The organism is Aliiglaciecola aliphaticivorans (assembly GCF_054782055.1).
The window spans coordinates 73,335-86,853 of record NZ_BAAGTF010000002.1; the positions used below are offsets into that span (position 1 = coordinate 73,335).

10 protein-coding genes are annotated in these 13,519 nt (G+C 39.3%); 1 reads left to right on the forward strand and 9 read right to left on the reverse strand.

What is annotated here, in order from left to right:
- Positions 1–8: 8 nt before the first annotated feature.
- The 4 genes from ACYVIL_RS00775 to ACYVIL_RS00790 all read right to left on the reverse strand — a co-directional run bounded on the left by ACYVIL_RS00775 (position 9) and on the right by ACYVIL_RS00790 (position 6,137).
- Entirely contained in the window at positions 9–1,403 is a 1,395-nt protein-coding gene (locus tag ACYVIL_RS00775; protein WP_460311228.1) for a metallophosphoesterase family protein, read from the reverse strand.
- 611 nt (positions 1,404–2,014) lie between these two features.
- Positions 2,015–4,744, reverse strand: a complete 2,730-nt coding sequence (gene acnA, locus ACYVIL_RS00780) for an aconitate hydratase AcnA (RefSeq protein WP_460311229.1) — start codon at positions 4,742–4,744, stop codon at positions 2,015–2,017.
- Positions 4,745–5,055: 311 nt separating this feature from the next.
- On the reverse strand, positions 5,056–5,697 hold the full coding sequence (locus tag ACYVIL_RS00785; protein WP_303472044.1) for a substrate-binding periplasmic protein: 642 nt from the start codon (positions 5,695–5,697) through the stop codon (positions 5,056–5,058).
- Positions 5,698–5,882: 185 nt separating this feature from the next.
- Positions 5,883–6,137, reverse strand: coding sequence for a hypothetical protein (locus tag ACYVIL_RS00790; protein ID WP_303472042.1), 255 nt, complete (start codon positions 6,135–6,137; stop codon positions 5,883–5,885).
- A gap of 136 nt (positions 6,138–6,273) precedes the next feature.
- Between ACYVIL_RS00790 and fabA the strand changes: the two genes are divergently transcribed.
- Positions 6,274–6,792 carry a 3-hydroxyacyl-[acyl-carrier-protein] dehydratase FabA gene (gene fabA, locus ACYVIL_RS00795; protein WP_460311230.1) on the forward strand — a complete coding sequence of 173 codons (519 nt, stop codon included), beginning with the start codon at positions 6,274–6,276 and terminating at the stop codon, positions 6,790–6,792.
- Positions 6,793–6,860: 68 nt separating this feature from the next.
- On the opposite strand, the gene rmf is transcribed toward fabA, so the two are convergent.
- The 5 genes from rmf to rlmKL all read right to left on the reverse strand — a co-directional run bounded on the left by rmf (position 6,861) and on the right by rlmKL (position 13,410).
- The gene (gene rmf / locus ACYVIL_RS00800) at positions 6,861–7,037 is read right to left on the reverse strand and encodes a ribosome modulation factor (protein ID WP_303472038.1); all 177 of its coding nucleotides are present in this window, start codon (positions 7,035–7,037) and stop codon (positions 6,861–6,863) included.
- 311 nt (positions 7,038–7,348) lie between these two features.
- Positions 7,349–9,103 (reverse strand): DUF3466 family protein, encoded by a 1,755-nt coding sequence (locus tag ACYVIL_RS00805; RefSeq protein ID WP_460311231.1) that lies wholly within the window; start codon positions 9,101–9,103, stop codon positions 7,349–7,351.
- A 68-nt stretch (positions 9,104–9,171) separates the two neighbouring features.
- Complete coding sequence (gene uup, locus ACYVIL_RS00810; protein ID WP_303472035.1) at positions 9,172–11,061, reverse strand: ATP-binding cassette ATPase Uup; 1,890 nt, start codon at positions 11,059–11,061, stop codon at positions 9,172–9,174.
- Positions 11,058–11,291 carry a glutaredoxin family protein gene (locus tag ACYVIL_RS00815; RefSeq protein WP_303472034.1) on the reverse strand — a complete coding sequence of 78 codons (234 nt, stop codon included), beginning with the start codon at positions 11,289–11,291 and terminating at the stop codon, positions 11,058–11,060. The genes uup and ACYVIL_RS00815 overlap by 4 nt, the downstream gene beginning before the upstream one ends.
- Positions 11,292–11,310: 19 nt before the next feature.
- Entirely contained in the window at positions 11,311–13,410 is a 2,100-nt protein-coding gene (rlmKL, locus tag ACYVIL_RS00820) for a bifunctional 23S rRNA (guanine(2069)-N(7))-methyltransferase RlmK/23S rRNA (guanine(2445)-N(2))-methyltransferase RlmL (protein WP_460311232.1), read from the reverse strand.
- Positions 13,411–13,519 lie beyond the last annotated feature (109 nt).

Below are 13,519 nucleotides of genomic sequence, written 5' to 3' on the forward strand. Positions count from 1 at the left end.
AGTTCAGCCTAAGCAAGGCGAACCAAATCATTTAAGCTTTCAGAACGGGTAAAACCTGGTGTGAAACTCATATCACGAGTGCGGGTGTCTGTGCGATTAAACGTATCATTTGTGCCTCCTGCTAAGCGGGCATATGAGCCATCTTCGGCATAACACTCATTGCTGATGTAGTTAGGTTGTAAAACCATTACCGGGCGAGTTTCTTCGTGAATTGCATTAGGATAAACAATCATTTCACAACGGTTAGTGGTGCGTGAAAATTGATCCATGAGTTTCCATTCAGCTGTAAATGCTTGGTCTGCATCATTAGACGTTGCATTGTGAGTGGCAAAATAGGATTGGTAATCAACACGATCATTTTCGAAGGTCAATATGGATGAATTGACATCAAAACCGCTATCCTCAGCAGATGCATTGGTTTGGTTTTTCTGAGAAACGATCATTTGAACTAAATCACGTTCTCCAAAGCGGAACTCATATCCTTTGTAAGATGCATTGCCTGTCATGATTTGTGTATACATGTCCATGCGATAGTTACCACCAGTTGGTGTTGAGCTAGATGGATAAGTAGTTAATGTTGTTTTTGCGCTTATTAACGAACGTTGGTATTGATGCTCGTGACCTTGTACATATATCACGTCATATTCAGAGAAAAAGTCTCTTATTTGCGGTTGCACGTCGTAAACCCAATCATCATCTTTAGTACCATCAACAATTTGTTCGATAGTTTGACCGTATTTGGCCCCAACCAAACCGTCATGGCTGGCAACCACTATATGATCAACCTTATCTTCGTTGGCTAAAACCGTTTCTTTTATCCAGTCAAACGCTATCGGTAAATTATAATATGCTAGAGCAAATATGAGCACGTTTTCACGCACTACATAGTAATTTACCCACTCATAACTGGGCATATGAGTGGCATCTTCTGGAATAAAATGCTTCATATTATTTATCCAGTTATACGTATAGGCATAACTGGTCTCGTGATTTCCCATTAAGGGTAAAAACTCAATCCCTTGTTGAGAGTACGAGTCGGCGACTGATCGCCATTCGGCAAACTCAATATCACTGCCACCGTCGGTTAAGTCACCTACTGCGATAACCATGTCAACATCAGCAGCTGCTTGATGTTTGAGTAATTCAGACATTGGGTGCATTGATACATGGGCTTGTCCTTCGCTATCAGAGCCCCCTTGAGTATCAGGCAGTAAACCGATTTTGAATTGATTTGTCGATTTTACGATGGGTTCTGGCTCAGGCTCTTCAACGGGAACCTCAACAATGACGGGCACTTCTACTTCAACAACTTCTACTACTGTCTTCTCATCTTCACAGGCTGACAAAGCTAAAACTAACGCTAAGCAGGTCCCTGTTTTTATAAACTGATTAATTCGTTTCACCTTACACTTCCTTTTATCGTTATAGTGGATTATTGAGTTAAAAATCGCGGCTACTATATTTGTGCTTTATTGCAAATGAGTTATTGAAGTGTGTTATTTAAATGAAGCTTAGATGACAGTTAACCCTTTGATTATTGGTTTAAATGTACAAAAAGTAGAATTGAATTCACTGATTGGTAATAAAATAACTCAAAGGTAAATAGTTGAGAACAGTTGATTAATGGTAATCAATACTGTTTGACGATGTTGATTACGTCAATTGGAAAGGTATTTCCCTATGCTAATAAAGTATTCTTTATGCTTATCCCCCACCTACATAGCATTGCAAGCAGCAGCGCGAATTAATGAGCAAATTAGGTTAGAACCATATGCCTGATTGATGGGAAATGGACCACTGAAATAGTTTTAACCTAAACAGCTACTGACTGCATTTATTTTTTGTCGTGTTTCGCCGCACCTCTTTATTCATAGGTTCTTTATGAGTTACGCGTAACAATTATGCATTGGAAAAATGAGGTCAGTGTTACTGATTTACCGAAGGAAATGCTTATTTGTATCGGACCTGACCCCATTAATACCTTACATGTTGACGCTGCTAAACCCTGTTGTTGTTAAAGTAGTTTTCTGATGACAAACTGCAAAATACCGCCATGTTTGAAGTATTCAAATTCATTCGGCGTATCAATACGTATATCGGCATCAAAGCTAAAGGGTTGCTCATTAGAACGCCTTACATTAACAACAACGCTTTTTTGGTCCGCGGTAATGGCGTCAATACTAAAGGTTTCAGTACCATCTAATTTATAGGTTTGAGCACTTTGACCTGATTTGAATTGCAAGGGTAATATTCCCATTCCTATCAAATTAGAACGATGTATTCTTTCATAACTTTGAGCAATAACCGCTTTTATGCCTAACATTAATGGTCCTTTTGCAGCCCAATCTCTTGAGCTTCCAGTACCATATTCCTTACCTGCAATAACAATGGTTGGGGTCTGTCTGTTTTTATACGTTTCGGAAGCTTCAAAAACAGACATTTCATCTGATTCTGGTTGCAAACGAGTCCAACCTCCTTCCGTCCCAGGAGCAAGTTGATTTTTCAATCGTACATTTGCGAAAGTACCTCGCATCATGACTTCGTGGTTTCCGCGTCTTGAGCCGTAGGAATTAAAACTTGCTTTATCTACCCCTTGTTGTTGTAAATACTTGGCAGCCGGTGTGTCTAATCCGATGGTCCCTGCTGGCGAGATGTGATCAGTAGTCACACTATCACCTAACTTAAGTAAGCATTTTGCATCTTCAATAGGTTTGATTTCACTGGGGGTAGCGGTCATTTTCTCAAAAAATGGCGGACGCTTTACGTAGGTAGAATCAGGCCAGTCATAAATATCCGAGTCAACGGCTTCTAGGTCATCCCAAATTTGACCACCTTCATAAATTGAGCCGTACTTTTCACTAAACATGTTTTTGTTGACGACTTTTTCAACCATGGTGTGTATTTCTTCGTTACTAGGCCATATATCCCTTAAATAAACGGGCTTACCTTCTTTACTTGTACCTAAAGGATCAGAGGTTAAATCAATATTCATGTTACCGGCCAGAGCATAAGCGACGACTAAGGGAGGTGAAGCTAGGTAATTCGTTTTCACTTCAGGGTGAATGCGTCCTTCAAAGTTACGGTTCCCTGAAAGCACGGAAGAAACTGTTAAATCTCCAGTAGTGATAGCGTCAGATATGGGATCTGGAAGAGGTCCAGAATTACCAATACAGGTTGTGCAACCGTAGCCAACAAGGTTAAACCCTAATAGGTTAAGTTCATCTGTTAAGTTCGCTTCATTTAAGTACTCGGTAACCACTTGAGAGCCTGGTGCAAAGCTTGTTTTAACCCATGGGTGTACCTTTAGTCCCAAGCGGTTAGCATTTTTAGCCAGTAATCCTGCAGCAACTAATACCGAAGGGTTTGAGGTGTTTGTACAACTTGTTATCGCTGCAATGACAATGGCACCATCTTCAACATGAAAGGTTTCGCCATTATAGTGACATTCTATTTTTTTACTAATGGGCTCTTGCCCTTGCCCACCCTCATTTTCATAGCGACCTTCTGTTGTATCCTCGGGGGCCAATTTGAGATCTGATTGATCGGACACCCACTTTTTAAAACTGCTTGCTGCATCCTCTAGGGCAATGCGATCTTGAGGTCTTTTAGGACCGGCAATGGAAGGCACTATACTTGCCAAATCCAAGTGCAGCTTGGCATGGTATTGAGCTTTGCTTAGACTTTCTGAGCCCCACATATTTTGTGCTTTGTTGTATTGGGTAATGTATTCAATTTGTTCTTCGCTTCGACCGGTTAAACGCAAATAGGTAATAGTTTGTTCATCAATTGGGAACAAGCCGCAGGTTGCCCCATATTCTGGTGACATATTGGCAATAGTGGCTCTATCCGCCACGGATAAGTGTTTAATACCTTCACCAATAAACTCAACAAATTTACCTACTACACCAAATTCGCGCAATTGTTGTGTGACGGCTAACACCATATCCGTTGCAGTCACCCCGGGAGCAAGTTTACCTGTCAGCTCCATTGCAACGACTTCAGGAATTAGCATGGTGACCGGTTGTCCTAACATAGCGGCTTCGGCTTCAATACCGCCTACGCCCCAACCCATCACACCAAGGCCATTTATCATAGTCGTGTGAGAATCAGTCCCCACTAAGGTGTCTGGAAATAAAACTTTGCAGTTCTCTTGAGCAGGGTCGCTGTCTTCGGCAAACGTAACGCGAGCCAAGTATTCTAAATTCACTTGGTGTACTATGCCTTTTCCTGGCGGCACAACTTTAAAGTTGTTAAAGGCTTTTTGACCCCATTTTAAAAATTGATAACGTTCTTTGTTCCTTTTTACTTCAATAGCCGTATTGTGTTTGAACGCATCTTTACTGCCAAATTCATCCACCATAATGGAATGATCTATCACTAAATCTACAGGTTTTAGGGGATTGATTTTAGTCGGATCACCACCTAAATCATTCATTGCATCTCGCATTGCGGCTAAGTCGACTACAGCGGGAACTCCAGTGAAGTCTTGTAAAATAACTCGAGAAGGAACAAAAGCGATTTCTGTAGACGACGCGGCGTTATTGTCCCAATTGATCAAAGCATCAATGTCTCCATCTTGCACGAAATCATCTTTATGATGACGTAGCAGATTCTCAAGAAGTAGCTTAGCGGTTAACGGCAGTCGTTGCAGGCTTTCGGGAGAGCCTGCCTTATTAATATCGTAAAATAGGTAATCTTGACCATCGACAGAAAGAGTAGATTGATACTTTGAAGATAAATCCATAATGCTTCCTTTTTATATGTTATTAAAATAGGACACTGAGAGACCGCATATAAACCTAATAGACATTTGATGTGGTCTAGATGATATAAGTTCCGTGAAATAAATGGCTTTTTATAGAGCCTATAGCATTTATTTACACTTACAGGTCCAAACTAATCATTCATTAGTTAGTTTTTTAGTAAGCAATTAATTAGCCAATTACGCTAACACTATGTTTAAAAGAGGAAGATGGATAACGGATTAAAAATTTTATAGAAGTTATGCATGAATTGTAAAAATTACATTATAGGCAACCATTGGGTATAAGCTACTTAGTCGGAATAATACGCTTCTCTAATATGTTTAAAATCGCCGTTACGTTTACCTGATATGATAATTTGTTCGATTTCTGTTTGTCTTGCCGTGAATTTAGATGATTTACTCAGGCCAACAAAATAATTACGCTGCGCTTCAGGCTGGTATAAGGCGGGAACAATGGTTATTTCCGTTTGCAAAGCGTCTATTAGTTTATAGGTACTATCTGCAAAGTGGACAAACCCGTCTACTCTGCCTTTTTCTAGCAATCCAATTTTTTGTCTCAAAGTCGATACACTCACGGTCTTAGGACGTTCTTCTAAACGTAACTCTGGAAAATAGTTTCCCCTTGTAGTAACGGCAAAAGTAGATTGTTTGAAGGTTTCTAAAGAAGTTAATCTGTATTGATCTTGTTGTTTCACAAACACGGTATTTTGAATGGATTCATAACTCGGTTTTAAGATAATGAAATCATCATTCGGCGCAGCATAATGATGAATGCCTACAATTAAATCTAAGTGTCCATTTTTAAGTTCAACAACACGACGGGCAAAAGGTAAAGGTGTAATGTGCAAATCAGCATTTAGCTTTTCGGCTAAATACCTTAGGTATTGGGCGTGCAATCCATTGGGAAACTCTGGGGAAACAGAAGAATACAAAACCTCCTTAGAAGCAACATTCCCAGTTGTAATCAAGACAACTAATAAGTTGATACAAAAAAACCTAAAAACTTTAATACGAAACCCCTTACTACCCGTACATCTTCTTACTAAATAAATTACTAAAACTAGTTTACCTAAAAATGCTTTAAAAATCAGTTGATTAATATGAAATATTATTTGTATTAACGATTGTGATCTTTGAGCCATTCATTTAACAATTTAATTTGACCACATTTATAAGCCGCGTAGGTAATGCGTAATGCGTTAGACAACACTTCATTATCTGTCCAATTGGTTTTTTCACGAATGTCATCGTAACAAGCCATGGCATCTTTGCTGACATATCCGCGAACTTGCTTATGCCCCAATTCTTTTTGGCGCTGTCGGTAGCGCTTTTGTTTTTCAGCATTAGCAACTTTTTTAAGATTTTTTTGCATTTAATCAGTTTTCAATTAAGTTTGTCCTTAGAATGATTATAAAATACCAGTTTGTTGAGAAAATTTCACTGTTCAGAGTTGTTTAGCTTACAAGTGTTCGCTAAATTAGACACTTTATAAACTAGAAGAAGCCTAAATGAGTAATTTTAAATCAAGTTTTAGTCGAGAAGATCTATTAGCATGTAGTCAAGGGGAGCTTTTTGGACCAGGAAATAGTCAGTTGCCTGCTCCGAATATGCTGATGATGGATCGTATCGTAACGATAAGTGAGACTGGCGGAAAATATGACAAAGGTTATATTTTGGCTGAATTAGATATTTCTCCTGATCTTTGGTTTTTTGATTGTCATTTCCCTGGTGATCCTGTTATGCCTGGTTGTTTGGGCCTTGATGCCATGTGGCAATTAGTTGGATTTTTCTTAGGCTGGTGTGGCGGTCCTGGTAAAGGTCGCGCATTAGGTGTTGGCGAAGTTAAGTTTACTGGCCAGATACTACCTACAGCGAAAAAAGTTACTTATAAAATTAATATGAAGCGCGTAATTAATCGCAAATTGTTTATGGGCATGGCTGAGGGTGTGGTTGAAGTTGATGGTAGAGAAATTTACGCTGCTGACAACCTTAAAGTAGGTCTTTTCCAAGATACGAGCAATTTTTAAGCTAGGACTCGTTTTCGATAGTTCTAACGATCCTCCAAATATACAAAAGCCCCTCACGGGGCTCATTTTTAACGACTATTTAAACCTATGTTGCGGTCTTCGATAGCTTCTCGCCATCCTCCTAACCACTCGGAACGTGATTCCGTTGTTTGAAATGGACAGAGTTCTTTAGAACGTCCTGAAATACCTGCTTGATAGCCTTTTGAATGAGCTCGGGAAAGTTTATCGCGTTTTTGTCTTTTCATTGAGTGACCTCTTATTGAAAAAAATACTTGTGATTATTCGAACCACATAAGTGAGACTATCTTAACCACAAAAGGGTTCAATACGTAATTGCATAAAAATTTACGCTTTTTCAATAAATATATGATTATTTTAGGTTTTTATCTTTACATCAATTTTGAATATAGCGTCCCTTTTTAATTTCTAATTGATATTACAAATTTGTGACACCAATGGGTGCGCGGGTTTGGCGGTCATTTAGGGAAAAATATAAAAAAGCCCCGACATGATAGTCGAGGCTTTATACTATTTTAACTGAGGGTTAAGTGAGGATTTACCCTTTTAGTTTTTGTCTCACACGGCCACTAAAGACGAATAAAACAAGCCCTAATAAGTAATATAAACTGCCGCCTTTACGCTCTATGGTTTCATTGGTTAAGTGGCAATCATCAATGCTTCCACCGGGAATTGGCACAAGTTTTACCGCCACAGACATATTTTCAAATATGGTGTTACCACGGTCATCTAAAGCTAATTCTCCATTGATAGCGCTGCGTTCACGATAAACTACAGCCGTAGCTGTAATTTCATCATTGTCATTAATATCAACGCCTTGCACTATGGTATAGGGCGAATCACAACTCAATAGTTCATTAATATTGGTAAACTCTTCAGTATTAATATCGTAAAGAAATGCTTCGCTTCTACGGGAGCCGATTAAGTCAGTATCAACTTGTCCTTCTCCAACCACTAAGCCATTATTGTTAATCCCACGTGCTACACTTGATGAACTTTCAAAGAAGTCATCAGGGAAACTCAATACGTCACCACGATAATCATAAACGAAGAACTTATTTCGCGATGCAGAGGTGATGATTTTATTCGCATAGCCAACCACAACATCGTTATCGTTTATGTCTAAGGCTGTGCTTTCAATGTACTCTTCGTCACTAATAAAACCAATAACGTCATCGCCGTCAAAAATTGCAGCTTTATTCACTACTACGGTTTGTGAGTCTTGATAATAATCATTGGATACACCCACAGCTATACCATTATTATTGATGGCATTTGCTCGACTATCGTAAAACGTCTCATCACCTGGAGCAGGTTCAAGTAGCGTACCCAATTCTCTGCTATTGAGCAGTTCACCGCTGGAAGTGAACTCCCAAATAATAGCGCGTCGCTTAAAGGTTTGATCAACTGGATAACGATTTGACACTGAGTTAGCAAGTCTACCGCGAATATTAGACTGATATTGGTCTCTGAGTTGTCTTATACAATATTCTTTAGGAATATCACCTCTTTCGTTTTTATCGTCACAGACTTCTACTACATCTTCGAATTCTTCGAGCACATCGACGGAACCATAGCCAGCAACTTCAAAACTGTCGTTAATATCATTGGCGACACTAATACCCCCCATTAGATCTTCAATGGGGGGAACTTCAATGGTGACACCATTAATATCCATGTAACCCCGAACGAGAAAATCTTGGACGTGATATCTTAGATTCAGACCATTTTCATTACGGTAGTTTATTTTATAAAATGGAGCCTCTCCAAAACCTACTGTGGCTGAAAAGTTATTAATGCCAGTAGATAGCGTATCTGCGCTTTTGGTTAAACCTTGCAAATCTTGCTCGATGACATCGAACCCAATCTTTTCTTCCACTTCTGTATTTTCTAAAACGTAACTTTGTACCCTTGCTATTTGTTGAAAAAAGGGATTGGTTGAATCGTTACTTTGAGGGAAAAAGGTATTGGTTGTAGTGGCATCAGAGGTAATGAAACTATATAAAATTAATAAGTCATCATCGTTGATATTGCCCACAGATGCACCGTCAGCATCGCTGAGAGCATTTATCAAAATTTCGTTTTCAAAATCAATTAAGTCTACATCTATAGGCGGGTTAAAGGGGTCAGCAATAGATGCCAGAACATCCCCTTTATCATTAATTGCTCTTGCATAGCTGTTAATGCCTTTATCTCTTAAAGGTAATTCTACAACTTCATACTTTGCTGCTTGCGCGGTACAAACGGTTAGCGCACAAAGGGTTAGCCCGGAGGCCAGCCGATTTATTTTCATTACATATCCTGTAAATTACTGCTTAATTAGCTAATGTCGGTATTTTGATATTGTGAAACCATGAGGTTTTACATACCTTCTAGCTCATCCCATCTTGCATATGCTTTTTCTAGTGAACTTTCATATTCAGCAAGCTTATTAATCGCAAGATTAAAATCGTCTTGGGACTGCTTAAAAAATTCTGGATCATTTATTTTAGTTTGTAATAGCTGAACTTCGTTCTCCAGCTTTTCAATTTCTTGTGGTAAAGAATCCAGCTCTAATTGATGCTTATAAGACAATTTCTTTGTCTTTTTTATTACCGGTTGAGACTTAGGACTCGCTGATTTTACAGAAGTTTCGTCTTCTGTGGGTTTTTTTTCTGCCTGATACCAGTTTTCTATATCAGTATACCCACCTACAAACTCTTTCAGCTCACCATTGCCTTCAAAAAACAGGCTAGATGTTACGACATTATCAACAAATTCTCTATCATGACTTACTAAAATAACGGTCCCTTGGTAATTTGAGATTAGATCCTCAAGTAATTCCAGGGTTTCAACATCCAAATCATTTGTTGGTTCATCGAGGATTAGAATGTTAGAAGGTTTCAGTAATAACTTGGCCAGCAACAGACGATTTTTCTCACCACCAGAAAGGGACCGTACTGGGGCATTAACCCGATCGGGAGTGAATAAATAATCCTGTAAATAACTCATAACGTGCTTATATTGGCCATTTACCAATAAATCACGCTTACCATCACCCACTACATCAATCACACTTTTGTCAAGATCAAGAGCTAAACGGTGTTGGTCGAAATAGGCAACGTTTAAATTTGCTCCTTGTTTTACATAGCCAGATTGGGGTTCTAAATCACCCAAAAGTAATCGGATAAGGGTACTTTTTCCGCAACCATTAGGACCAATTAAAGCGAGTTTATCGCCCCTAAATACGCTTAATTCTAAATTATTAACAATCGTTTTATTATCGATTTCATAGTGTAGATCTAAGGCTTCAAACACAATTTTACCTGAAGAACTACTACTACTAACGGTCGCTTTTGCTCTGCCTTGTAATTTGTTGCGTTGTGAGTGCTCTTGTCGTAACGCTTTGAGGGCTCTCACCCGACCTTCATTACGGGTGCGTCGTGCTTTAATCCCTTGCCTAATCCACTGTTCTTCTTGAGATAATTTTTTATCAAACTCAGCGTTAGCATTTTCTTCATTCTTAAGATCTTCGGCTTTTTTATCTAAATAGGTTTGATAATTACCTGGATAACTAGTGAGGTTACTGCGATCTAAATCTACGATCCTTGATGCAACGGCGCGAATAAACGCCCTGTCATGGCTAACAAAGACGACCGCACCTTTATAATCCTTTACGATGCCTTCAAGCCATTTGATCATATGGATGTCTAAATGGTTGGTTGGCTCATCAAGCAATAAAATGTCTGGATTACCAACTAAAGCCCGAGCTAATGCAGCTTTGCGTCGCCAACCACCAGATAAAGAGGATAATTGTTGGTTACCATCCAATCCCAACAAGGTGAGCACTTGGCTTATTTGTTGTTCAAACTGCCATGCATCTTGGTGTTCCAATTTATGTTGCAGTTGCTCTAAAAGGTTTAGATTTTTTTCAGATGGGTCCGTCGTTACTAAATTAATTTGATGAAAATAAGCTTTTAATAGTTCACCGGTTTCCGCCATCCCTTCAGCGACATAATCAAACAAAGTTGACTCTACACTCTCTGGTGGATCTTGAGGTAAACGGGATATCTTCACATTAGGTGAAATAATACGTTGACCATCATCTAATGGTTGTTCACCTTCTAATACTTTTAATAATGTAGACTTTCCGCAACCGTTACGACCTACTAGACAGATCCTTTCTCCTGGATGAACAACCAGCTCACCTTTGTTCAAAATAGCAGGGTGTCCAAACGACAGTTGAGCATTTTTTAGTTGTAACAAGCTCAATCTAAAAACTCCTTTAACTGGATTAAATTAAACGGCCAGCCAAGTTCTTGTTGGTTATCTTCACGTTTAATAACAGGGATACGCGCCCCGTATAAATGGAATAGTTGGTGATCTGTTTTGACGTCTACCTTAGTCAGGTGTATGTCGTAATTTGATCCTAGCTGTGTCAGTAAAGACATGGCTAAATCACATAGGTGGCAATCTTTACCAGAATAGAATATTAACTGCATTTTGTACTCTTCTTGTATTCTATGCTTGTTTAGTCAATAACCAACAGTGGTGGATTTTTGGATTGCGTTTGAAGTCTTCAGGTAAGGTCTTCTGACTTATATTTTCCACTGATAATCCAAGATCATTAACGCTATTAGTATCTAACTTAAAACTACGTAAATTGTTAGAGAAAATAATTTCACCATTATTATTCAAACGCTTAGCGGCATGCTCAATAAGTTGTAAGTAATCTCGTTGCACATCCCAAGTTGAATCCATACGTTTAGAGTTGGAAAACGAAGGCGGATCAATAAAAATCAAATCATAGGTTTGTTGGTGATCAGCTAACCAATTGATGCAATCGGCTTGAATAAACTCATTGGCACATTGGATGTTGTTCAACTGTACATTTTGTTTTGCCCAGTTTATGTAGGTTTTAGACATATCTACTGTGGTGACCGACTTCGCTCCCCCCAAACCTGCGTGCACAGAAACACTGCCAGTATAGGCAAAAAGGTTCAATACGTCTTTATTGCGTGATCGTTGCTGTACGATTTCACGGGTAATGCGGTGATCTAAGAATAAGCCGGTATCAAGGTAATCAGACAAGTTCACTAAGAACTTAGCACCATTTTCATACACTTCTAATGTGACTTTCTTTTCGGCCACCTTTTGGTATTGTTCGCTACCCTTTTGCTTTTGCCGAGTTTTAACCACGATTTGCGCAGAATTTACGCCAGTTACTTCGGGCAAGGCCAACAGTACATCGTGCAAACGTTTGCGTGTCTTTTGTTCTGGAATGTCTTTAGGTGCAGCGTATTCTTGTACCACTAACCAATCATCGTAGCGATCAATTGCAACATTATATTCAGGCAAATCAGCATCATACAGTCGGTAACAATTGGTGTTTTGTTTCTTTAACCAACGCGACAAAGACTTGATGTTTTTGGCAAGTCGATTGGCAAAATCTGAATCGGGTCTAATGGTTTGTTTTACTACACAATTTTTTTCATCTAACACATAATTAACTAACTGGCAGTCAATTGCCCCATTCATTAGTTTGTAATCTTTGTTGGCAATTAACTTGAGTTGTTTGAATAAATCTCTATTTGCAGTAAGTAAACTGACTCGCCAGCCTTGGAAGTGTTGCTTTAAATGTTCCCCCCAAGATTGAAACACTGGGAGCAGTTCGGTGAGCTCGTTTAATCTCTCTCCATACGGTGGATTAGAAACAATGTATCCCGGCTCACAGTCCACTTGTAATTTAGTGGCATCAGAATTAAAAAAGGTAATGTGCTCAAGCATTCTCGCAGAATCCGCATTTTGTTTGGCACTGTTGAGTACCCTTCTATCGAGATCATTGGCAAAGATTTTTGCTTGAGGTAGCGTTTGTGCGTTATGGGCATCTGCTACTAAGGTTTCCCAAAGCTCAGGAAGGTGTAATTTCCAATTGCTGAATCCCCAATGCTGTCTACCTAATCCTGGCGCAATATTGCAGGCCATGAGCGCCGCTTCAATGACTATGGTCCCTGAACCGCACATTGGGTCAAAAAGCGGTTTTGTAGGTTCATTATACCAGCCACTACGTAGTAACATCGCGCACGCCAGATGTTCTTTTAAAGGAGCTTGTCCTGTATTTTGGCGGTAATGACGTTGGTGTAAACTACGACCAGAAATATCCACATACACTGCAAAATTTTCTCTGCGTACTCGGGCATGTATACGAATGTTAGGCTGAACTTTGCTAATTGAAGGCCTTTCTCCAAAATGATGAGTAAACGTATCAACAATTGCATCTTTTACTTTGAGTGCACCGAATTGGGTATTATTAATAGTTCTATTGGTACCCACAAAATCAACTACAAAGGTATTCGTAACATCAAAATGCTCTTGCCAGGGTACTGAGGCGACAATATCGTAAAGTTCTTCTGCGCTATCTATTTTACCTTCTGCCAATTGCACAAGTACCCGGTTGGCCAAACGGGACCAAAGACAAACTTGGTAGACGTCTTTAAGCTCTCCGCTGAAATAGACCTGTCCCGGTCGCATTTTTAAGCTGCAATTGGGTAATAAAGACGTTAACTCGTCAAGTAATAGCCCGTCGAGTCCCCTCGAGGTAGTAACTAGAATTTCAAACATGTATTTACCAGAAAATAAAATCTCGGCGATTATACGGGATAACGGCTGTGGGTATAAGGGGTATTATTGATTAGCGGAATAAAATTATCTAAGAACTACCCAATTTCAA

Coding starts and splice junctions, on each gene's coding strand:
- acnA (WP_460311229.1), bottom strand. CDS start 4,744: ATGGATTTATCTTCAAAGTATCAATCTACTCTTTCTGTCGATGGTCAA.
- ACYVIL_RS00790 (WP_303472042.1), bottom strand. CDS start 6,137: ATGCAAAAAAATCTTAAAAAAGTTGCTAATGCTGAAAAACAAAAGCGC.
- ACYVIL_RS00815 (WP_303472034.1), bottom strand. CDS start 11,291: ATGCAGTTAATATTCTATTCTGGTAAAGATTGCCACCTATGTGATTTA.
- ACYVIL_RS00805 (WP_460311231.1), bottom strand. CDS start 9,103: ATGAAAATAAATCGGCTGGCCTCCGGGCTAACCCTTTGTGCGCTAACC.
- rlmKL (WP_460311232.1), bottom strand. CDS start 13,410: ATGTTTGAAATTCTAGTTACTACCTCGAGGGGACTCGACGGGCTATTA.
- rmf (WP_303472038.1), bottom strand. CDS start 7,037: ATGAAAAGACAAAAACGCGATAAACTTTCCCGAGCTCATTCAAAAGGC.
- fabA (WP_460311230.1), top strand. CDS start 6,274: ATGAGTAATTTTAAATCAAGTTTTAGTCGAGAAGATCTATTAGCATGT.